The organism is Pseudomonas wenzhouensis (genome assembly GCF_021029445.1).
In the GTDB taxonomy this organism is placed as follows: domain Bacteria; phylum Pseudomonadota; class Gammaproteobacteria; order Pseudomonadales; family Pseudomonadaceae; genus Aquipseudomonas; species Aquipseudomonas wenzhouensis.
This window is the reverse complement of record NZ_CP072610.1, coordinates 1,903,757-1,924,430: the sequence shown is the minus strand read 5'-3', so window position 1 is coordinate 1,924,430 and position 20,674 is coordinate 1,903,757. Positions and strand designations below refer to the sequence as shown.

Sequence of the window (20,674 nt, the reverse complement as noted above, 5' to 3'; positions counted from 1 at the left end):
ATCCCTCCATCAGTCCATGAAGCCTTGCAGCTTCAGTTCGATGGAGCGTGGATTCTCTCCCTCGGCAATGGACAGGATGCCTTCGAGCAGCATCTCGCGGTAGCGCGACTGACGCATGGCAATGGCCTTGAGCTTGTTGCCTGCAGGTAACAGCAGCAGGTTGGCGAACCCCACACCATAAATGGTGGCGACGAACGCCACGGCAATGCCACTGCCGAGCATGCTCGGATCGGCCAGATTGCCCATCACATGAATCAACCCCATTACAGCACCAATGATGCCGATGGTCGGCGCGTAGCCGCCCATGCTTTCGAATACCTTGGCAGCCTGGATATCACGCGCTTCCTGGGTATAGAGGTCGACTTCGAGAATGCTGCGAATGGATTCCGGCTCGGCGCCGTCGACCAGCAACTGCAGCCCCTTGCGCGCATAGGGATCAGGCTCGGCATCGGCGACCGCTTCAAGCCCCAGCAGGCCTTCCTTGCGCGCCACCATGCTCCAGCCAACCACACGATTGATACCACCGGGCAGATCGATACGCGGCGGAAAGAAAATCCAGCGCAGGATCCCCATGGCCCGCTTGAATACCTGCACGGGCGCCTGCAGAAACGCTGCACCCAAGGTGCCACCGATGACGATCAGCGCGGCCGGGCCATTGAGCAAGGCACTAGCATGCCCACCCTCAAGATAATTGCCGCCCAGAATGGCAACGAACGCCAGGATGACGCCAATAAGGCTCAGTACATCCATGCGCAGGTTTCCGCATCAACACTGTTCACTGGCAGGCCTCGGTCAGATGCCGGCCAATGTCATCGAGGCTGTAGACGGCATCGGTCAGATTGGCCTTGACCACCGCCATGGGCATGCCATAAATCACGCAACTGGCCTCATCCTGCGCCCATACCTGGCTCCCGCCCTGCTTGAGCAGACGCGCACCCTCGCGGCCATCGGCGCCCATACCGGTGAGTACCACGGCCAGTACCTTGTCACCATAGGACTTGGCGGCCGAACCGAAGGTGATATCGACACAGGGTTTGTAGTTGAGACGCTCGTCACCCGGGAGGATTTTCACCGCACCGCGCGCATCGACCATCATCTGCTTGCCGCCAGGTGCCAGCAGCGCCAGACCAGGCCGCAGAATATCGCCGTCTTCGGCTTCCTTGACCTGAATGCGGCACAGCTTGTCCAGGCGCTCGGCAAAGGCCTTGGTGAACGCGGCCGGCATATGCTGGATGAGTACGATGGGCGCTGGAAAATTCGCCGGTAGCTGGGTCAGCACACGCTGCAGAGCCACCGGGCCACCGGTCGAGGTGCCGATGGCAACCAGCTTGTAAGCCTTGCGCTTGGGCGCGGATGACGTAGGGGCGGCACCACCGACAGATGATGCCGGACGCGCAGGAGCAGCGGGAGCCGGTGCAGCAGGTCGTGTCGAGACAGCAGGACGGCTAATCGGCGCCGCATTCGGGCTGGCCACAGTCGGCGCCGGCGCCACTGCAGCCGAGCTGAAACGCCGATTGCTGCGCGCGATGCTGTGCACCTTCTCGCACAGCATCTGCTTGACCTTCTCGGGGTTACGCGAGATGTCCTCGAAATTCTTCGGCAGAAAATCCACCGCCCCGGCATCCAGGGCATCGAGCGTGATACGAGCCCCTTCGTGCGTCAGCGAGGAGAACATCAGCACCGGCGTTGGACAGCGCTGCATGATGTTTCGCACAGCGGTGATGCCGTCCATCATCGGCATCTCGTAATCCATGGTGATCACGTCCGGCTTGAGCGCCAGCGCCTGATCGATGGCCTCACGCCCATTGGTGGCCGTACCCACGACCTGAATGCTGGAATCAGCAGACAGAATCTCCGAAACGCGCCGGCGAAAGAAGCCGGAGTCGTCCACCACCAGAACCTTGACTACCATACACACTCCTAAACGGCATGGGCCTCAGCCCATGCCGCGAAACATCAGAAACGTCGAGCGTAGCGCTTGAGCATGCTCGGTACGTCGAGAATCAACGCGATGCGTCCGTCACCGGTGATCGTGGCGCCGGACATGCCGGGCGTGCCTTGCAGCATCTTGCCCAGTGGTTTGATTACCACTTCTTCCTGACCGACCAATTGATCGACGACAAAGCCGATGCGATGGCTGCCCACGGTGAGGATCACCACATGGCCTTCGCGCTGTTCCTCCTGGAAAGCCTGCGGCACCAGCCAACGCTTGAGATAGAACAGGGGCAGCGCCTTGTCGCGCACGATCACCACTTCCTGGCCGTCGACCACGTTGGTGCGTGACAGGTCGAGATGGAAGATCTCGTTGACGTTGACCAAGGGGAAGGCAAAGGCCTGGTTCTCCAGCATCACCATCAGCGTCGGCATGATCGCCAGGGTCAGCGGCACCTTGATGATGATCTTCGAGCCCTGGCCCTTCTGCGAGAACACGTTGACCGTGCCATTGAGCTGGGAAATCTTGGTTTTCACCACATCCATGCCGACACCACGGCCGGATACGTCGGAAATCTCGGTCTTGGTCGAGAAGCCCGGAGCGAAGATCAGGTTGTAGCATTCGAACTCGTTCAGGCGATCAGCCGCATCCTTGTCCAGCAGGCCTTTCTCCACGGCCTTGGCGCGCAGCACGTCGGCGTCCATCCCCTTGCCGTCATCGGTGATCGACAACAAGATGTGGTCGCCTTCCTGCTCGGCAGACAGCACCACGCGCCCAGCACGGGACTTGCCAGCCTTCTCGCGCTCTTCCGGGGTTTCCACACCATGGTCGACGGCGTTGCGCACCAAGTGCACCAGCGGGTCAGCCAGCGCCTCGACCAGGTTCTTGTCGAGGTCGGTTTCCTCGCCCACCAGCTCGAGGTTGATTTCCTTCTTCAGGTTGCGCGCCAGATCGCGTACCAGGCGCGGGAAGCGGCCGAACACCTTCTTGATCGGCTGCATGCGGGTCTTCATGACCGAGGTCTGCAGATCGGCCGTGACCACATCGAGGTTCGACACGGCCTTGGCCATGGCCTCGTCGCCGCTGTTGAGTCCCAGGCGAACCAGACGGTTACGCACCAACACCAGCTCGCCGACCATGTTCATGATTTCATCGAGGCGTGCGGTATCGACCCGTACGGTGGTTTCCGCCTCGCTCGCCGCAGGCGCCTTGTCGGCAGCAGGTGCCGGCGCAGCAGGGGCACGGGCAGGCGCAGCAGGCTCGGCCCTGGCCGGGGCTGGCTTGGCCGGCGCGTCGGGCTTCGATGCCGCAGCAGGTTTGGCAGCAGCGGCAGCAGGTGCCGGAGCCGGATCACTCGGCGGCACGAACTTGCCCTTGCCATGCAACTGATCGAGCAACGACTCGAACTCATCGTCAGTGATATCGTCGCTCGCAGCGGCAGGCGTGCTGGCAACAACGTCCACCGGCTCAGCAGGTGCGGCCGGCACAGCGAACTGCCCCTTGCCGTGCAACTGATCGAGCAGTGCTTCGAACTCGTCATCGGTAATTTCATCACCGGCCGGGGCGGCAGCAGGCGCCGCAGCAACCTCGGCTGTGACGGTGAACTGGCCCTTGCCATGCAACTGGTCGAGCAGCGACTCGAACTCGTCGTCGGTGATCTCATCGGCCGCCGCACCTGACTCGGCCGTTTCAGCAGCCGGCGCCTCACCCAGCGCACCGAGCAGCTGTTCGAACTCACTGTCGGTGATGTCGCCCGATGCCACCGGCGCAGAGACCGGTTCAGCTTCGGGTTCCGCCTCAGCCGCAGCCGGCACTGCCGCCTCTGCCGCACCACCAGGCTCGGCAAGACGCGCCAGGGCTGCCAGCAGTTCTGGGGAAGCAGGCGTCGGCTCGCGGCGCTCACGCACCTCGCCGAACATGCCGTTGACAGCATCAAGAGCCTCGAGCACCACATCCATGAGTTCCGAATCGACGCGCCGCTCACCCTTACGCAGGATGTCGAAGACGTTTTCGGCGATATGGCAGCACTCCACCAACTCATTGAGCTGGAGGAAGCCCGCCCCGCCCTTCACGGTATGGAAACCGCGAAAGATGGCGTTGAGCAGGTTCATGTCGTCCGGCCGGCTTTCCAGCTCGACCAACTGTTCGGACAACTGTTCGAGAATCTCGCCGGCCTCTACCAGGAAATCCTGGAGAATCTCTTCATCGGCGCCGAAGCTCATATTGTGTGCTCCTTAAAAGCCCAGGCTGGACAGCAGGTCATCGACATCGTCCTGACTGGAGGCGACGTCATCACGCTTATCGGCATGAATCTGCGGACCTTCACCCCGCGATGGCTCTTTTGATTTTTCCCGTTCGGTACGCAGCGCTTCGTGGTCGTGCTGAATACCGGCAAAACGGTCGACCTGACTGGCCATGAGCATCAGCTTGAGCAGGTTGCTTTCGACTTCGGTCACCAGTTGCGTGACGCGTTTGATCACCTGACCGGTAAGGTCCTGGAAATCCTGCGCCAACAAAATGTCGTTGAGGTGCGCAGAGAGCTTGGCACCGTCGCGCTCGCTGCGGGCGAGGAACAGCTCGACGCGCTTGGCCAGCTCACGAAAACCGTCGGCACTGATTTCACGACGCATGAAGCGGCCCCACTCGATGCTCAGGCTCTGTGCTTCATCGCTCAGATCGTTGACCAGCGGGGCGCTCTGCTCGACCAGATCCATGGTGCGGTTGGCGGCTTTTTCCGTCATGGTCACGACGTAGTTCAGGCGCTCGGTCGCGTCGGCGATCTGTGACAGCTCCTGGGCATGCGGCATGCGCGGGTCGATTTGGAAATTGACGATGGAGTTGTGCAGCTCACGGGTGAGCTTGCCAACCTCATGATAGAGACCGTGATCACGAACCTTGTTGAGCTCGTTGATCAGCTGTATCGCGGCTCCGAAATTGCCTTGTTCGAGGCTATCTACCAGATCGCGGGCATTGCTTTTCAGGGTCGACTCGAGGTCGCCCACAGTGGAGTCATCGTGTTCCATAGCACCCTCGCGGCTGACATCAGCCGTTTACCCGCTCGAAGATCTTTTCGATCTTTTCCTTCAGCACCTGGGCAGTGAAGGGTTTGACCACATAACCGTTCACCCCGGCCTGGGCCGCCTCAATAATCTGATCGCGCTTGGCCTCAGCGGTCACCATCAGTACCGGCAGGTGCTTGAGGCGCTCATCGGCCCTCACCGCGCGCAGCAGGTCGATGCCAGTCATACCGGGCATGTTCCAGTCGGTCACCAGAAAATCGAAGCTGCCGCTTTGCAGCATCGGCAGTGCCGAGGTGCCGTCGTCGGCTTCTGCGGTGTTGGTAAAACCCAAGTCACGCAAGAGGTTCTTGATGATCCGTCGCATCGTCGAAAAATCGTCAACGATGAGGATTTTCATGTTCTTGTCCAAGTCGACCTCCGTACAGTCCCAAACGTATTGCGCGTGCAACTACGTTCTTTAATCGTGAAAACCGCTAATGCCTGAGAGCGTTGCCTTCAGCCTGTACGCCATTCACTCAGTCGCGAGCGCAAACGCGCCGCACACTGACTATGTATCTGACTGACGCGCGACTCGCTAACCCCCAGCACTTCACCGATTTCCTTCAAGTTCAGTTCTTCATCGTAATACAGCGCCAGCACCAGACGTTCACGCTCAGGCAGACCGGCAATGGCATTGGCCAAAGCCGCCTGGAAGCGTTCGTCTTCGAGGTCCCGCGAAGGTTCGAGGTGGGTATGCCCGGCGTCTTCGTGCAAACCGCCGTGTTCGCCGTCCTGCAGCAGGTCGTCGAAACTGAACAGGCGGCTGCCCAAAGTGTCGCCAAGGATGCCGTAGTAATCCTCCAGACTCAATTGGAGTTCGGCCGCAACTTCGTGATCTTTAGCGTCGCGTCCGGTTCTTGCTTCAACGACACGAATCGCGTCGCTGACCATACGGCTGTTGCGGTGTACCGAACGTGGCGCCCAATCGCCCTTGCGCACTTCGTCGAGCATGGAGCCGCGAATGCGAATACCGGCGAACGTCTCGAAACTGGCCCCCTTGCTGGAGTCGTATTTGCGCGAGGCTTCGAGCAGGCCGATCATGCCGGCCTGAATCAGGTCATCGACCTGCACACTGGCGGGCAGACGTGCCAGCAAGTGGTAGGCAATACGCTTGACCAGCGGCGCATAGCGCTCGATCAACTGGTGCTGGGAGTCCTGCGCCTGAGCCTTGTTATACATACGAAGTCCGGAGGCTGCTGTCATATGGCCGAGTCTGCAGTCGGTTGTTGCACCAGACGCTCGACGAAAAACTCCAGATGGCCACGGGGATTGGCCGGCAACGGCCAGGTATCGACCTTCTGAGCGATCGCCTTGAACGCCAGAGCGCACTTGGATCGAGGGAAGGCTTCATAGACGGCGCGCTGCTTCTGCACGGCCTTGCGCACACACTCATCGTAGGGCACGGCGCCAACATACTGCAGGGCGACATCGAGGAAGCGATCCGTCACCTTGGTCAGCTTAGCAAACAGATTGCGGCCTTCCTGCGGACTATGGGCCATATTGGCCAGAACGCGGAAGCGACTGATGCCGTGGTCACGGTTGAGCAGCTTGATCAACGCATAGGCATCGGTGATCGAGGTCGGCTCATCGCAGACCACCACGAGAATTTCCTGAGCGGCACGGACGAAGCTGACCACGGCATCACCGATGCCGGCGGCGGTGTCGATCACCAGCACGTCGAGGTTCTCGCTGATGTCGCTGAAGGCCTGGATCAGCCCGGCATGCTGCATCGGCGTGAGGCTGACCATGCTCTGCGTGCCGGAGGCAGCCGGCACGATACGGATACCGCCCGGCCCCTGCAGGAGGACGTCGCGCAGGTCGCACTCACCGGCAATCACATCGCCCAGGGTGCGTTTGGGGGTCAGGCCCAGCAATACATCGACATTGGCCAGGCCCAGGTCGGCGTCCATCAACATCACCCGACGACCAAGGTCAGCCAGGGCCATGGACAGATTGACCGATACGTTGGTCTTGCCAACACCGCCCTTGCCGCCGGTCACTGCGATCACCTGTACGGGATGCATACCCATGTTCTCTTTACACCTTGTCTAACTTCGACGTGGCCCTCGGGCCGTTCACTCCCACGCACCTGCGCGAGAGGGTGCAACACTGCCGCTATTTCAGCCGGCGCGCTGCGCCGGGTTGTGGTAGAGACCGGCGAACATCTGCGCCATGGCCTCTTCACTCGGCTCCTCGGCAGCCTGCAGACCGACTGCACGGCTGACCAGCTGATGACTGCGCGGTACCTGCAGATCGTCAGGAATGCGCGGACCATCTGCCACATAGGCTACCGGCAGTTGCTGGCCTATAGCCAGACCTAAAACCTCGCCCAGGCTTGCGGCCTCGTCCAGTTTCGTCAGTATGCAGCCAGCAAGACCGCAGCGCTTGTAACTATGGTAGGCGGCTTTGAGCACTTGACTCTGACTGGTTGCAGCCAGAACCAGATAATTCTTCGCCCTGATGCGCGGCGAGGCCAGGCTTTCCAGCTGGAGGCGCAGCGCCGGATCATTGCCGGGCAGGCCGGCAGTATCGACCAGCACCACACGCTTCTTGCTCAGGGGCGCCATTGCCTGCAGCAAAGACTGACCAGGGTCGATCTGAGTCACCGAAACACCAAGAATGCGCCCCAGGGTCTTGAGCTGCTCCTGCGCGCCGATGCGAAAGCTGTCCATGCTCACCAGGGCGACCTGTTGCGCGCCGTACTTAAGCACATAGCGTGCGGCCAGCTTGGCCAGTGTCGTGGTCTTGCCCATGCCGGCCGGGCCGACCAGTGCAATGACCCCACCCTCCTCCAACGGCTCCACCTTGGGTGTCTTGATCGCGTGTGCCAGGTGCGCCAGCAGCATGCGCCAGGCCTGGCGCGGTTCAGCCACGCCCGCCACCTTGCTCAGCAGGGCCTGCGACAGCTCGGCAGAAAGCCCCATGCGCTGCAGGCGACGCCACAGATTGGCCTGCTGCGGACGACGATTCTGCAGTTGTCCCCAGGCGATCGACCCCAGTTGCACCTCAATCAGCTCACGCAGGCCGTGCAGCTCGAAACGCATGGCCTCCAGGGCACGGGGATCGACCGCAGGCGCGGCAGGTGCGGCAACGTCTAGCGGGCGCTGCGGCTTGACCGGAGTTGCCGGCAGCTCGGGCGCCAACAACGACTCGTTGGCGAACAGTTGGCGATCCTTGCCGGCATCCTGTACTGCACGCGTGCTCAGCTCGGCCTGGGCACTGGCAATGCGTGCCTGGGTCTTGCGCAGCTCGGCTTCCAGCGCCGGGTTCGGACGCACGGGTGCCGGCACCTGATAATCCAGCGCAGCAGTCAGCTCGACGCCACCGGCGACACGGCGATTGCCGATGATCGCGGCATCAGCGCCCAGTTCGTCACGCACCAGTTTCATGGCGGTCCGCATATCGACAGCGAAGAAGCGTTTGACCTGCATGACCCTTTACCTCAGTTCTGGCCGACCGTAGCGACTATGGTGACCTGCTTGTTGTCCGGAATTTCCTGGTAGGCCAGCACATGCATGCTGGGTACCGCCAGCCGCGCGAAGCGCGACAACATCGCCCGGACGGGCCCGGCCACCAGCAGAATCACCGGCTTGCCGAGCATTTCCTGGCGCTGCGCCGCTTCCACCAGGGAACGCTGCAGCTTCTCGGCCATGCCCGGTTCGAGGAGGATGCCATCCTCGCTGCCCTGACCGGCCTTCTGCAGACTATTAAGCAATATCTGTTCCAACCTTGGTTCCAGGGTGATCACAGGCAGCTCCGGCTCTAGTCCCACGATGCTTTGCACGATTGCGCGGGCCAGCGACACCCGCACGGCGGCGACCATGGCGGCGGGATCTTGACTCTTCGGTGCGACGTTGGCGATGGCTTCGGCGATGGTACGGATGTCGCGTACCGGTACCTGCTCCTGCAACAGCGCCTGCAGCACCTTGAGCAGCGTCGACAGCGACACCAGGCCTGGCACCAGCTCTTCGGCCAGCTTCGGCGAACTCTTGGCCAGCAACTGCATGAGTTGCTGCACTTCCTCATGCCCGAGCAGCTCGTGGGCATGCTTGTGCAGGATCTGGTTGAGGTGAGTGGCGACCACCGTGCTGGCATCGACCACCGTGTAGCCGAGCGATTGCGCCTGATCACGCTGATTGGCGTCGATCCACACGGCCTCCAGACCGAACGCCGGATCCTTGGCGGCAATACCATTGAGCGGGCCGAACACCTGGCCGGGGTTGATCGCCAGTTCGCGATCCGGATAAACCTCGGCCTCGGCCACGCTGACGCCCATCAGCGTCAAGCGGTAGGCGTTGGGCGCCAGGTCGAGGTTGTCGCGAATATGCACCGAGGGCATGAGAAAGCCCATCTCCTGCGACAACTTCTTGCGCACCCCCTTGATTCGTGCCAGCAGTTGCCCGCCCTGGTTGCGATCCACCAGGGGAATCAGACGGTAGCCGACCTCCAGACCGACCATGTCCACGGGCGTGACATCATCCCAGCCCAGCTCCTTGACCTCCTGCGCCTTCTGCGCCGGAATCAGCTCCTGCTGCCGCTGCACCTCCTGCTGCTCGGCCTCCTGCGCCCTGCGCTTCTTGTTGGCGATCCAGTAGGCGGCGCCGCCAGCAATCAGGCCCAGGCTGATGAAGGAGATATGCGGCATGCCCGGCACCAGACCCATGACAATCAGGATGGCCGCCGCCACGGCCAGGGCACGCGGCGAAGCGAACATCTGCCGGTTGACCTGCTGCCCCATGTCCTCGGAGCTGGACACGCGGGTGACCATGATCGCAGCGGCAGTCGACAGCAGCAGCGAGGGGATCTGCGCCACCAGACCGTCACCGATCACCAGCAACGCGTAGATCTTGCTCGCATCGGCGAAGCTCAGGCTGTGCTGCAGCATGCCAATGGCCATACCACCGATCAGGGTGACGAACATGATCAACAGGCCGGCGATGGCATCGCCACGCACGAACTTGCTGGCACCATCCATCGAGCCGTAGAAATCCGCCTCCTGAGCTACTTCGCTACGCCGTTTCTTGGCTTCGTTCTGGTCGATCAAACCGGCATTGAGGTCGGCATCGATGGCCATCTGCTTGCCGGGCATGGCATCGAGAGTGAAGCGTGCGCTCACTTCGGAAATACGCCCGGCACCCTTGGTCACGACCACGAAGTTGATGATCACCAGAATGGCGAAAACCACCACACCGACCACATAGTTACCGCCGATCACCACCTCACCGAAAGCCTGGATGACCTTACCGGCCGCATGCGGGCCTTCCTGACCGTTCAACAGCACAACCCGGGTAGACGCCACGTTGAGCGCCAGACGGAGCAAGGTCGCGACCAGCAGGATGGTGGGGAATACCGCGAAGTCCAGTGGCCTGAGTGCGTAGACCGCGACCAGCAGCACGACAATCGACAGCGCGATGTTGAAAGTGAACAGCGTGTCGAGCAGCAGCGGCGGCACCGGCAGCGTGACCATGCCCAGCAACGCCAGCAGCAGCAGAGGAATGCCCAGACTGCCCTGGCGCAACCCTGCCAGGTTGCCACGAGCATCTCCGATGATCTGCGAGCGATTAATGTTGAATGCCACGTGACTACCCCAACCCATTCAATCTTTTGACGCGAGAGTGCGTCCTGAAGGGGTTATGGCAAGAAGCGTTCCACAAAGGCAGCTTTAAGCGGCAAGCCTCAGGTTGCCGCCTAAAACGTGGCACACCCGCGCTGACGCAGTGGTAACGCTAGGCGTCACGACGCAGATCCGGCGGGATGGGCAAATCCGGTAACGGGCCGGGGCGCTTGCCCTTGCCGGCCTGGTACTGACGCAACTGATAGACGTAGGCCAGCACCTGCGCCACCGCCAGATAGAGACCGGCAGGGATTTCCTGATCGAGTTCGGTGGAGTAGTAAACGGCCCGCGCTAGCCCCGGTGATTCCAGCACCATCACCTTGTGCTCCTGGGCGATCTCACGAATCTTCAGCGCCAGGAAGTCGCCGCCCTTGGCCAACAACAGCGGCGCCCCTCCCTTCTCCGGGTCGTACTTGAGCGCCACGGCGAAGTGCGTCGGGTTGGTAATCACCACATCGGCCTGCGGTACGGCCTGCATCATGCGACGCTCAGCCATTTCACGCTGCAACTGACGGATGCGTCCCTTGACCTCGGGTTTGCCCTCGGTGTCCTTGTACTCGTCGCGCACCTCCTGCTTGGTCATCTTCAGCTTCTGCTTGTGACTCCACAGCTGGAATGGCGCATCCACAGCGGCGATCAGGATCAGGCCACAGGACAGCCAAAAAGCGCTCCAGCCGACCACCTTCAGACTGTGCAGGATAGCCGGCTCGATGGGCTCATTGGCGATCGCCAGCAGATCATCTTCATCCACGGCCAGCACGACCAACGCTACCGCGAGAATCACCAGAAACTTGGCCAGTGCCTTGAGCAACTCGACCAGTGCCTGAACCGAGAACATGCGTTTGAGCCCCGCCAGCGGATTCATCCGGCTGGCCTTGGGCTGCAGTGCTTCCGTGGAAAATAGCCAGCCGCCCAAAGCGATAGGGCCGACGATGGAGGCGATCAGCAAGGCGATCAGAAATGGCTGCATCGCCAGCAGGGCTTCCTTGCCGGAAGCCAGCAGGTAAAGCGCCATACTGCGCTCGCTCATCAACACATCACGCGGCAGGCTGAAGTTGCCACGCATGATGTCCATCAGCACGTTGCCCATGTAGGCACCGAAGATGATCAGGGCCATGGTGCCGGTGAGGGTGACCGCCAGGGTATTGAGTTCCTTGGAACGAGCGATCTGGCCTTTCTTGCGCGACTCTTCAAGTCGCTTGCCTGTGGGTTCTTCGCTTTTGTCGGCACCGCTCTCGCTTTCGGCCATGGCTACCTCACCAGAGCGAATTCACCCAGCTGCTGCAAAGCATCGCTGGCCAGCGCCTGGAACAGGCTGCCGAAATCGGAAAGGCTTATCCAGTAGATCACCAGACCCAGGGCCAGCGTCAACGGAAAACCGATGGAAAAGATATTGAGCTGTGGCGCAGCACGCGTCATCACGCCAAATGCCAGGTTGATCACCAGCAACGCAGTCACTGCCGGCAAGGTTAACAGCAGGCCCGCGCCAATCACCCAACTCAGCTTGCCCGCCAGCGTCCAGTAATGGTTGACCATGAAGCCCTGGCCGTAAGGCAAGGTGACGAAACTCTCCGCCAGAATCTCCAACGCCACCAGATGACCGTTGATCGCCAGAAACAGCAGGGTCACCAGCATCAGCATGAACTGGCCAAGCACCGGCACCGACACGCCATTGGCCGGGTCCACCATGGAGGCGAAGCCCAGGCCCATCTGCATGGCGATAATCTGCCCGGCCACGGCAAACAGGTGGAAGAACAACTGCAGGATGAAGCCGAACATGGCGCCGATCAGCACCTGTTCAAGTATCAGCAACAGGCTGCGCAAGTTCAGCGCATCGACCTGCGGCATCGGCGGCAATACCGGCACCAGCACGATGGTGATGGCCAGCGCCAAATACAGACGCACACGGGTCGGTACCAGTTGAGTGCCGATGATCGGCATGACCATCAACATCGCGGCGATGCGAAACAACGGCAGCAGAAACTGGCCCACCCAGCTGCTGATCTGCGCATCGCTCAACTCCAACATGGCACCCTCAGCCGATCAGGTAGGGAATGTTCTGGATCAGCGTCTGGGTGTACTCCATCAGCTGACTGACCAGCCAGGGGCCGGCCCAGATCAGGGTAACCAGCATCACGATCAGGCGTGGCAGGAAGCTCAGCGTCTGTTCATTGATTTGCGTGGCCGCCTGGAACATGGCCACGATCAACCCAACCACCAGACTCGGCACCACGGCCAGACCGACGATCAGCACGATCAGCCAGAGCGCTTCACGAAACAGATCAACCGCAACCTCGGGAGTCATCATCAGCCTCGCTATAAGGTGCCGAAACTGGCGGCCAGTGTGCCCATGATCAGCGCCCAACCATCGACCAGGACGAACAGCATGATCTTGAACGGCAAAGAGATGATCAGTGGCGAGAGCATCATCATGCCCATTGCCATGAGGATACTGGCGACCACCATGTCGATGATCAGAAACGGGATGAATATCATGAAGCCGATCTGGAAGGCGGTCTTCAGCTCGGAAGTGACGAAGGCCGGCACCAGAATGGTCAACGGCACGTCTTCCACGCTGGCCAGGTCGGTGCGTTTGGACAGCCGCACGAACAGGGCCAGGTCGCTCTCACGGGTCTGCGCCAGCATGAAGTCGCGAATCGGCACCTCTGCCCGGCTCAGCGCTTCTTGAGCGATGATTTCCTCGTTCAGGTAGGGCTGCAGGGCATCGGTGTTAATCCGGTCGAAGATCGGCGCCATGATGAACATCGTCAGAAACAGCGCCAGGCCAACGAGAATCTGGTTCGAGGGGGTCTGCTGCAGACCCAGGGCCTGACGCAGAATGGAAAAGACTATGATGATGCGGGTGAAGCTGGTCATCAGCATGACGAACGCCGGGATGAAACTCAGCGCCGTCATGATCAGCAAAATCTGCAGGCTGACCGAATACTCCTGCTGCCCCTCGGCATCCGTCGACAGGGTAATAGCCGGGATCGACAATGGGTTGCTGCCCTGCTGAATCAGCGAACTGGTACCCGGCGGATCTTCGGCGAACGCCAGTGAAGCAGCCAGGCTCAGCAGCACTACCAGCAACAAACGCAACATCAGGATTTGTCCTTCTGATCCTTGCCCAGCAGCTCCATCAGGCGCTGGGCGAACTCCGGCGTAGCGGGCTCGGCATCGGCCAGGTGCACGGGCTCCTTGAGCACATGCAGAGGTGCGATACGCCCGGCAGACAATCCCAGCAGAATCTGCTCGTTGCCCACCTGCACCAGCACCAGGCGATCACGCGGCCCCAGCGGCTGCGTGGCCAACAGCTTGATCACCTGCCCGCTGCGTGGCGCCAGTTGCTGCACGCGGCGCAACAGCCAGGCCAGAACGAAGATCAGGCCGATGACCAGCAGCAACCCCAGCAGCAACTGCCCCAACTGGCCGGCCACATCGCTGCCGGCCATGGGCGTGGCGGCCTTGTCCGCAGGTTCGGCTGCCAGCGCAAACCCGGGCAGCGCAAGCAACAACGCTAAGAGTCGGGCCATGATCAGCGCAGCTTCTTGATACGTTCGCTGGGGCTGATCACGTCCGTCAGGCGGATGCCAAACTTCTCGTTGACCACCACCACCTCGCCGTGAGCGATCAGGGTGCCGTTGACCAGCACATCGAGCGGCTCACCGGCCAGGCGATCCAGCTCGATCACCGAGCCCTGGTTGAGCTGCAACAGGTTGCGGATGGTGATATCGGTGTTGCCGACCTCCATGGAAATGGACACCGGAATGTCGAGAATCACATCCAGGTTCGGCCCATCGAGATTGGCCGGCAGGTTGCTTGGCGGCGCACTGCCGAACTCTTCCATCGGCGCACGCGGAGCAGCCGGTGCCGCAGGCGCAGGAGTCTCCTGAGCAGCCAGCATCGCATCGATGTCGTCCTGCCCGGCATCGCCCGCCTCGGCCAGCGCTGCCGCCCACTCATCGGCCAGGGCCTGTTCCTCGCGAGAGGTATTTTCTTCGTCTGCCATCGTTTTTCCTCGCCTGGCTTCAGCTATTCGCTCACATCGGGCCTAGCAGCCCTGAAGCATGACCAGCACTTCAGCGCTGGCGTTCGATTGGTTCCAGCACCTGCAGGGCCAGATTGCCCTTGTGCGCCCCCAGCTTGACCTTGAAGGTCGGCACACCGTTGGCGCGCATGACCATATTCTCAGGCAGCTCCACCGGAATCACATCGCCCGGCTGCATGTGCAGGATGTCGCGCAACTTCAACTGGCGGCGCGCGACCGTGGCCGCGAGCGGCACGCTGACATCGAGGATGTCCTCACGCAGCGCCTTGATCCAGCGCTCGTCCTGATCGTCGACATCGGACTGAAAACCGGCATCGAGCATCTCGCGGATCGGTTCGATCATCGAGTACGGCATGGTGATATGCAGGTCACCACCACCGCCGTCGAGTTCGATATGGAAGGTCGACACCACCACCACTTCACTGGGGCTGACGATATTAGCCAGCGCCGGATTGACCTCGGAGTTGACGTACTCGAAATTGATATCCATCACGGCATGCCAGGCCTCGCGCAAATCGACGAAGGCCTGATCGAGCACCATGCGTACCACGCGCAGTTCGGTGGGCGTGAACTCACGGCCTTCGATCTTGGCATGACGCCCGTCGCCACCGAAGAAGTTGTCCACCAGCTTGAACACCAGCTTGGCGTCGAGGATGAACAGACCGGTGCCGCGCAGCGGCTTCATCTTCACCAGATTGAGACTGGTCGGCACGTACAGCGAATGCACGTACTCGCCGAACTTCATCACCTGCACACCACCAACCGCGACATCGGCCGAGCGGCGCAACAGGTTGAACATGCTGATACGGGTATAACGAGCGAAACGCTCGTTGATCATTTCTAGGGTCGGCATGCGTCCGCGGACGATGCGATCCTGACTGGTCAGGTCATACTGCTTGACGCTCCCGGGCTCCGCGGCGTCCTCGGTCTCGACCAGGCCGTCATCGACGCCATGCAACAGCGCATCGATCTCGTCCTGGGAAAGCAGGTCTTGCACGGCCATCTTCGGCTCCCGCTACTGCAACACGAAATTGGTGAACAGCACCTGCTCGACCACAGTGCTGCCGGTTTCTTTCTGCGCCAGCTCCTGCACGCTGGCCAGCGCCTGCTGCAAGAGCATTTCCTTGCCCAGCGGCGTTTGCAGCGCGGCAAAATCCTGACCGGACAGCAGCATCACCAGGCGATTACGCAGTACCGGCATGTGTACCTTGAGCTTCTCCATCCCTGCGGCATCGCGACTCATCAGGGCCATGCTCACCTGCAGGTAGCGGGTGCGATTCTGATAATTGAAATTGACCACGAAGGCCGGCATCAAGTCCTGGTAAATAGCTGGCTGGCGTACCGGAGCCGCTGGCGCGGCCGCTTCTGCCGGCTTGGCCTCCTCGCTCTTGTCACCCTTGCTGAGGATGAACCAGGTACCTCCCACGGAAAGACCGACGGCCAGCAGCAACCCCAGCACGATGAGGATGATCAGTTTGAGCTTGCTCTTGCCGGCGGGTTGCCCATCGCCAGCCGATGCCGCTTCTTTCTTAGCCATGCCAATAATCCGTCACTATCGGAGTTCATTCCGCATTCAAAGGGTTAGGAGCAAGTGTTATGCCAGCATATGAGCTGACTTGTCTAACTCCGGGCTGCGGATTTAACAGCGCCGCGCCCTTGCTGTCACCCAAAATACATACGCCCGGGCACCTTTCGATGACCCGGGCGAATGCAAGTCTAGCGGAGCAACGCCCATCGTCGGGCCATGCCGTATAACGCCATCCGGTGCGCGTGCCACTCAGGCGTAATAGTCAACCAGCCCACGACCGGCAACCAGTCGCTCGCCATGCACCTCCTGCTGAACACCAGTGAGCAATTCCTCACCGCCCAGTCGGTCATCGCGTCCAGCCGCACTGCCACGCCCCTCCTCGCCCTGCCCTTGCCAGCCGCGATTGAGCGACTGATCGGAAACATTGGCATCAGCCAGGTTCATACCCTGCTGGGCGAACAGCTCACGCAGGCGATGCATCTGACCTTCCAGCGCATCACGCACCGCGGCATTGGGGCTGGCAAACGTCACCTGGGCCTGATCCTGAGACAGATTCACCCGCACTTCGAGACGCCCAAGATCGGCAGGGTCCAGCTGAATCTCAGCCGACTTGAGGTTCTGACTGGACAGCCACATGACCCGATCCACCACCGCCTCGCTCCAGCCTGCCTGGTGCATGGCCACTGGTTGCCCCGGCACCAGCGGCATGCGCTGAGCTGCACCGACCTGATGGTTGAGCGCCTGGGTCAGAGCATTGAGCTTGCTGACGAACTGATCCGGGCGATTGGGCTGCACGCTGTCCTTGAGGCTTTCCAATGCTTCCTTGGCCAGGTTTTCCAGTGGCAGCTCAAGCATCGACTCTTCGCTGCTCTCAGCAAGCGGCTCGCCCTTGCCCATGGCTGCCATGGCGGCGGCGAAATCCGTACTGGTCGCCACTCGGGTACTTTTGACCGCTGCATCCTGTGGCGCCTGGGCCTTGCCTGCCTCCTCCATCGACTGCTTGAGCAGCGCCAGTGGGTCGAGCGCATCATTTTCCAGCACAGGTTCGCTCTGCTCGGCGGCAGCCGGGGCGACGCCGCTAATGATCAAAGCCGGCACATCCGGCGCCACTTCGGCTAACGGAGCCTCCTCCAGCGGAGCCTGAATACCACCCAGCGCCATCGCCAGAAGTGGATCGAGCTCTTCTTCCCCCCCTTCCTGGGCCGGCAAGGAATTGCCGGGCGCGGCAACCACAGGCTGCTCGGCGGCAGCCGGGGCAGCCTCGGTTTCTTCCCTGGCGGTATCAGCGCTCTGCTCCGGGCTAGTTTTTTCAGTGCTGCCAGCACCCTCCCCAGGCTTGGCCTGACGCTCCCTTGCATAGACCTCGGCAAAGCTGGAAGCACCGTTATTGCTGGGTTCCGGCGCTTTGGCCGGCTGCTTCGCTTTACTCTTCACCTCAGGCGTGGCCTGCAGGCGTAAATCGGGCAACGCGGACATGGACGCTCTCCGTCTGATTGGATCGTGACGGGATCAGAGCAAGGGACGGGCCAACTTTGGCAAAGGCCTCAGACGCGATAGCGCTGACGCTCGGATTTGAACAGGATGCGGACGATGGCGAACTCACGTTCGATCTGCTCGATCAGGGCCGGAGCCAGTTCCAGCGCCTCGCGCCGACCTGCATCCTCCAACTCCTTGCACAGGCCGGCCAACAACACCGCACCCATGTTGCTGCAACTGCCCTTGAAGCTGTGCGCAGCCAGGCGCAGCTCCTGTGCGTTACCCTCGTCCTGCGCCTGATGCAACAGACGCAAACGCTCTTCGGAGTCAACGACGAAGGTATCGAGCAATGTCGGGTATTCGTCTTCCATGACATCCTGCAAGGCAGCCAGCACAGCATCGTCGAGATGGATATCGGACACCGGGTCACTCCCTGAACATCAAGAGGCCGATTATGCCTCAGTGAGCCAGCAAAACTCCACGCGAACGCCACGGCCGTCGGGGTAAAGCTCGAGGCCATCGCTGAGCTCACGCACCAGAGCCAGCCCTCGCCCACACAGAGCATCGTCGGCCGCACTGGGAAGACCTGCCGGGTCGAAACCTGGCCCGCTATCCTCCACCTGTACGATCAGGCGGCCGCCCTGCTCCTGCGGCAACATCTGCAGGTGAAAGCGCACATACCCCTCATCCAGTGAGGCCAGGCGCAGACGCCGCTCCCGGTAGTACTCGGCAAAGCCACTGGCATCGCGCTTGAGCGAGGAATCCAGGTTCATCACCCCATGCTCCAGGGCATTGGAATAGAGTTCAGCAAGTACGGTATACAGCTCGCCGCCACGCGGGCGCAGCGCCCTGACATCGAGCAGCAGCTGCAACAGAAACGGCAGCGGATTGAAGTGACGAAGACTCAGCGCACGAAACTCGAAGCTGGCTGACCAGTCCATCACACTGACCTGTCCACTGTCGGCAAAGGCCAGCGGGCGGGGACGTTCCTCATCGTCGGCAAGCCCGACCTGAACCATGCTGACGTCGTCTTGCTGCTCGCCTCGAAAGGCCAGCAGTGCCTGCTGGATCTCATCGAACAATGCCTGCGGCTGCCGATTGGCTTGCAGCAACTCGAGCAGGCGCGCCTCACCGAACAACTGATCATGCCGGTCGCTGGCCTCGAGTACGCCGTCGCTGAGCAGAAAGATGCGATCCCCCGGCGCCAGTGGATAGACCTCGCAACGGTCACTGAAGGCTGCCTGTTCGAGAATCCCCAATGGCAGATGACGGGACACCAGCGGCTGCTGCGGGCGACCATCGGCATGCAGCAGGTAGCCATCGGGCAGCCCGCCGTTCCACACCTCGAGCAAACCGCGCTTGCTGCTGATATTGAGCAAGGTGGCGCAGCAGAAAACCCCCACCGGCAGGATACGCTTGAGCTTGGCATTGATCTCGCGGAGGATCTCGGCCAGCGCATGCCCCTTGGCGGTCATGCCATAAAACACCTCAGCCAGCGGTATGGCACCGATGGCGGCGGACAAACCATGACCGGTGAAGTCCCCCAGCATCACATGCATACCACCGGACGGCTTGTAGGCCGCCAGCAGCAGGTCGCCATTGAACAGCGCGAAGGGCGACTGCATGTAGCTGATGTTCGGTGCATCCAGGCAGCCGGAATGCGCCACCTTGTCGAATACCGCCTTGGCAACGCGCTGCTCACGCAGCAGATGCTCGTTGTGCCGGGCGATCAGGTCACGCTGTTGCAGTACGGTGTCATGCAGGCGGCGCAAACGATCCATTGCACCGATCTTCGCCTCGAGTATCACCTGGTTGTAGGGCTTGGCGAGAAAGTCGTCGCCACCGGCCTCGAGACAGCGTACCAACGCCTCACCCTCGGTCAGCGAGGTGAGGAAGATGATCGGCACCAGCGCTTCACCAGCCTTCTGCTTGATGCGCCGGGCGGCCTCGAAGCCATCCATCACCGGCATCAACGCATCCATCAACACCAGTTGTGGACGCGCCTGCTCGAACAGCGCGACGGCTTCCAGGCCATTGCTGGCGGTGAGCACACGATGCCCCTGACGACTGACGATGGTGGACAGCAGCATGCGATCGGCCGCATTGTCCTCGGCGATCAGCACCGCAAGACGGTCAGCCATCCTCAGTTGATCTGGAACAGCTGCTCGAAGTTAGAGATCGCCATGATCTTGCGCACGTCACTGCTGCAGTTGAACAGGCTGACCTGCGCCGAATCACCACCGGCATGGTCACGCAGCAGGAGCAACATGCCCAACGCCGAACTGTCGAGGTAACTGGTCTCGCTCAAGTCGACCCGATAACGCCTGGGCGTCACGCTGACGCGCTCATAGGCGTCACGAAAGGCCTGATGCGAGGCGAAGTCGAAGCGCCCGCGAATCACGATGGTCAGCTCTTGTCCGTCCGCCGACGGCTGCGAAGTGATGGCCATGTCTACTCCTTTGTCGAGACGTTGCCAGATGGGGCGGCGATTCACGTCTGAAGGTGTAGCATCTGGCAGACGGCGAAACAACTGCTATTACCGCTCAGTTGCGTTCGCTCAGGCGTTGCGCCAGTTCGTCGAGCAGTTTCTGCTCGCGCTTGTCCTCGGCCAAACGGGCTTCATCCAGGTAACGCTGCACCAGCTTGCGCAGCCCTTCGAGACGCGCATAACGCTGCTGCCATACTGCACGTACCTTCTCCAGGTTGGCGCGGTGCCATTCCAGGCTCTGCTGCTGTTGACCGACCGCCGTTTCCAGTTGCGACAGAAAGCGCTGGTAGTTCATCAACCACTGGCCGGAAACCCCTTTGCTGCCTTCAGTGATCCACTGCTGCTGGTAGTCGCCGCGAAAGCGCTCCAGCTCACCCAGCTTGGCCTCCGCCTGCCCCACCAGCCCCTGGCAATGGCCGAGTTGTCGCGCGGCCTCACGCTCGGCCTTTTCCGCCATGTCGATGACAGGCTGCAGGCGCTTGGCGCGACTCAGGCTCATATGCCGCCCATAGACCGGGGGCCGCCCGA

Annotated in this window: 22 protein-coding genes; all 22 read right to left on the bottom strand. The window is 61.3% G+C overall.

Features of this window, described 5'->3' with window-relative positions; genetic code table 11:
- Positions 1-9: 9 nt before the first annotated feature.
- Positions 10-750: a flagellar motor protein gene (locus tag J7655_RS08865; RefSeq protein WP_230927438.1), complete on the bottom strand. Its 741-nt coding sequence runs from the start codon at positions 748-750 to the stop codon at positions 10-12.
- 25 nt (positions 751-775) lie between these two features.
- Positions 776-1,912, bottom strand: coding sequence for a protein-glutamate methylesterase/protein-glutamine glutaminase (locus J7655_RS08860; protein ID WP_230927437.1), 1,137 nt, complete (start codon positions 1,910-1,912; stop codon positions 776-778).
- A 44-nt stretch (positions 1,913-1,956) separates the two neighbouring features.
- The gene (locus J7655_RS08855) at positions 1,957-4,155 is read right to left on the bottom strand and encodes a chemotaxis protein CheA (protein WP_230927436.1); all 2,199 of its coding nucleotides are present in this window, start codon (positions 4,153-4,155) and stop codon (positions 1,957-1,959) included.
- Between the two features lie 12 nt (positions 4,156-4,167).
- Positions 4,168-4,956, bottom strand: a complete 789-nt coding sequence (locus tag J7655_RS08850) for a protein phosphatase CheZ (protein ID WP_230927435.1) — start codon at positions 4,954-4,956, stop codon at positions 4,168-4,170.
- Positions 4,957-4,975: 19 nt separating this feature from the next.
- A complete protein-coding gene (locus J7655_RS08845; protein WP_169968482.1) occupies positions 4,976-5,350 on the bottom strand; it encodes a chemotaxis response regulator CheY in 375 nt (124 codons plus the stop codon).
- Between the two features lie 98 nt (positions 5,351-5,448).
- Positions 5,449-6,195 carry an RNA polymerase sigma factor FliA gene (gene fliA / locus J7655_RS08840; RefSeq protein ID WP_230927434.1) on the bottom strand — a complete coding sequence of 249 codons (747 nt, stop codon included), beginning with the start codon at positions 6,193-6,195 and terminating at the stop codon, positions 5,449-5,451.
- Positions 6,192-7,022, bottom strand: a complete 831-nt coding sequence (gene fleN / locus J7655_RS08835) for a flagellar synthesis regulator FleN (protein ID WP_230927433.1) — start codon at positions 7,020-7,022, stop codon at positions 6,192-6,194. Before fleN ends, fliA begins: the two co-directional genes overlap by 4 nt.
- A gap of 90 nt (positions 7,023-7,112) precedes the next feature.
- A complete protein-coding gene (gene flhF / locus J7655_RS08830; RefSeq protein ID WP_230927432.1) occupies positions 7,113-8,423 on the bottom strand; it encodes a flagellar biosynthesis GTPase FlhF in 1,311 nt (436 codons plus the stop codon).
- A gap of 11 nt (positions 8,424-8,434) precedes the next feature.
- On the bottom strand, positions 8,435-10,558 hold the full coding sequence (gene flhA / locus J7655_RS08825) for a flagellar biosynthesis protein FlhA (protein WP_230927700.1): 2,124 nt from the start codon (positions 10,556-10,558) through the stop codon (positions 8,435-8,437).
- 160 nt (positions 10,559-10,718) lie between these two features.
- Positions 10,719-11,855, bottom strand: a complete 1,137-nt coding sequence (gene flhB, locus J7655_RS08820) for a flagellar biosynthesis protein FlhB (protein ID WP_230927431.1) — start codon at positions 11,853-11,855, stop codon at positions 10,719-10,721.
- 2 nt (positions 11,856-11,857) lie between these two features.
- Complete coding sequence (gene fliR, locus J7655_RS08815; RefSeq protein WP_104728626.1) at positions 11,858-12,634, bottom strand: flagellar biosynthetic protein FliR; 777 nt, start codon at positions 12,632-12,634, stop codon at positions 11,858-11,860.
- A 7-nt stretch (positions 12,635-12,641) separates the two neighbouring features.
- The gene (gene fliQ, locus J7655_RS08810) at positions 12,642-12,911 is read right to left on the bottom strand and encodes a flagellar biosynthesis protein FliQ (RefSeq protein WP_003460763.1); all 270 of its coding nucleotides are present in this window, start codon (positions 12,909-12,911) and stop codon (positions 12,642-12,644) included.
- Positions 12,912-12,922: 11 nt separating this feature from the next.
- Positions 12,923-13,708 (bottom strand): flagellar type III secretion system pore protein FliP, encoded by a 786-nt coding sequence (gene fliP / locus J7655_RS08805; RefSeq protein WP_096826228.1) that lies wholly within the window; start codon positions 13,706-13,708, stop codon positions 12,923-12,925.
- Positions 13,708-14,139 (bottom strand): flagellar biosynthetic protein FliO, encoded by a 432-nt coding sequence (fliO, locus tag J7655_RS08800; protein ID WP_104728624.1) that lies wholly within the window; start codon positions 14,137-14,139, stop codon positions 13,708-13,710. The genes fliP and fliO overlap by 1 nt, the downstream gene beginning before the upstream one ends.
- Before the next feature lie 2 nt (positions 14,140-14,141).
- A complete protein-coding gene (gene fliN / locus J7655_RS08795) occupies positions 14,142-14,615 on the bottom strand; it encodes a flagellar motor switch protein FliN (protein ID WP_230927430.1) in 474 nt (157 codons plus the stop codon).
- 70 nt (positions 14,616-14,685) lie between these two features.
- Positions 14,686-15,657 carry a flagellar motor switch protein FliM gene (fliM, locus tag J7655_RS08790; RefSeq protein ID WP_230927429.1) on the bottom strand — a complete coding sequence of 324 codons (972 nt, stop codon included), beginning with the start codon at positions 15,655-15,657 and terminating at the stop codon, positions 14,686-14,688.
- A 12-nt stretch (positions 15,658-15,669) separates the two neighbouring features.
- Positions 15,670-16,191 (bottom strand): flagellar basal body-associated protein FliL, encoded by a 522-nt coding sequence (gene fliL / locus J7655_RS08785; RefSeq protein WP_230927428.1) that lies wholly within the window; start codon positions 16,189-16,191, stop codon positions 15,670-15,672.
- 240 nt (positions 16,192-16,431) lie between these two features.
- Positions 16,432-17,658, bottom strand: coding sequence for a flagellar hook-length control protein FliK (locus tag J7655_RS08780; protein ID WP_230927427.1), 1,227 nt, complete (start codon positions 17,656-17,658; stop codon positions 16,432-16,434).
- 68 nt (positions 17,659-17,726) lie between these two features.
- Complete coding sequence (locus J7655_RS08775; protein WP_230927426.1) at positions 17,727-18,080, bottom strand: Hpt domain-containing protein; 354 nt, start codon at positions 18,078-18,080, stop codon at positions 17,727-17,729.
- Positions 18,081-18,110: 30 nt separating this feature from the next.
- A complete protein-coding gene (locus tag J7655_RS08770) occupies positions 18,111-19,799 on the bottom strand; it encodes an ATP-binding SpoIIE family protein phosphatase (RefSeq protein ID WP_230927425.1) in 1,689 nt (562 codons plus the stop codon).
- A 2-nt stretch (positions 19,800-19,801) separates the two neighbouring features.
- Positions 19,802-20,107: an STAS domain-containing protein gene (locus J7655_RS08765; protein ID WP_230927424.1), complete on the bottom strand. Its 306-nt coding sequence runs from the start codon at positions 20,105-20,107 to the stop codon at positions 19,802-19,804.
- Positions 20,108-20,201: 94 nt separating this feature from the next.
- On the bottom strand, positions 20,202-20,645 hold the full coding sequence (gene fliJ / locus J7655_RS08760; protein ID WP_230927423.1) for a flagellar export protein FliJ: 444 nt from the start codon (positions 20,643-20,645) through the stop codon (positions 20,202-20,204).
- Positions 20,646-20,674 lie beyond the last annotated feature (29 nt).

Excerpts from the sequence above, each read along its gene's own strand:
- J7655_RS08770 (WP_230927425.1), bottom strand. The coding sequence starts at position 19,799 with ATGGCTGACCGTCTTGCGGTGCTGATCGCCGAGGACAATGCGGCCGAT.
- fliM (WP_230927429.1), bottom strand. The coding sequence starts at position 15,657 with ATGGCCGTGCAAGACCTGCTTTCCCAGGACGAGATCGATGCGCTGTTG.
- fliO (WP_104728624.1), bottom strand. The coding sequence starts at position 14,139 with ATGGCCCGACTCTTAGCGTTGTTGCTTGCGCTGCCCGGGTTTGCGCTG.
- fliQ (WP_003460763.1), bottom strand. The coding sequence starts at position 12,911 with ATGACTCCCGAGGTTGCGGTTGATCTGTTTCGTGAAGCGCTCTGGCTG.
- fliP (WP_096826228.1), bottom strand. The coding sequence starts at position 13,708 with ATGTTGCGTTTGTTGCTGGTAGTGCTGCTGAGCCTGGCTGCTTCACTG.
- J7655_RS08855 (WP_230927436.1), bottom strand. The coding sequence starts at position 4,155 with ATGAGCTTCGGCGCCGATGAAGAGATTCTCCAGGATTTCCTGGTAGAG.
- J7655_RS08765 (WP_230927424.1), bottom strand. The coding sequence starts at position 20,107 with ATGGCCATCACTTCGCAGCCGTCGGCGGACGGACAAGAGCTGACCATC.
- J7655_RS08845 (WP_169968482.1), bottom strand. The coding sequence starts at position 5,350 with ATGAAAATCCTCATCGTTGACGATTTTTCGACGATGCGACGGATCATC.
- fliN (WP_230927430.1), bottom strand. The coding sequence starts at position 14,615 with ATGGCAGACGAAGAAAATACCTCTCGCGAGGAACAGGCCCTGGCCGAT.
- J7655_RS08865 (WP_230927438.1), bottom strand. The coding sequence starts at position 750 with ATGGATGTACTGAGCCTTATTGGCGTCATCCTGGCGTTCGTTGCCATT.
- fleN (WP_230927433.1), bottom strand. The coding sequence starts at position 7,022 with ATGGGTATGCATCCCGTACAGGTGATCGCAGTGACCGGCGGCAAGGGC.
- fliA (WP_230927434.1), bottom strand. The coding sequence starts at position 6,195 with ATGACAGCAGCCTCCGGACTTCGTATGTATAACAAGGCTCAGGCGCAG.
- flhB (WP_230927431.1), bottom strand. The coding sequence starts at position 11,855 with ATGGCCGAAAGCGAGAGCGGTGCCGACAAAAGCGAAGAACCCACAGGC.
- fliJ (WP_230927423.1), bottom strand. The coding sequence starts at position 20,645 with ATGAGCCTGAGTCGCGCCAAGCGCCTGCAGCCTGTCATCGACATGGCG.
- J7655_RS08780 (WP_230927427.1), bottom strand. The coding sequence starts at position 17,658 with ATGTCCGCGTTGCCCGATTTACGCCTGCAGGCCACGCCTGAGGTGAAG.
- J7655_RS08850 (WP_230927435.1), bottom strand. The coding sequence starts at position 4,956 with ATGGAACACGATGACTCCACTGTGGGCGACCTCGAGTCGACCCTGAAA.
- J7655_RS08860 (WP_230927437.1), bottom strand. The coding sequence starts at position 1,912 with ATGGTAGTCAAGGTTCTGGTGGTGGACGACTCCGGCTTCTTTCGCCGG.
- flhF (WP_230927432.1), bottom strand. The coding sequence starts at position 8,423 with ATGCAGGTCAAACGCTTCTTCGCTGTCGATATGCGGACCGCCATGAAA.
- fliR (WP_104728626.1), bottom strand. The coding sequence starts at position 12,634 with ATGTTGGAGTTGAGCGATGCGCAGATCAGCAGCTGGGTGGGCCAGTTT.
- fliL (WP_230927428.1), bottom strand. The coding sequence starts at position 16,191 with ATGGCTAAGAAAGAAGCGGCATCGGCTGGCGATGGGCAACCCGCCGGC.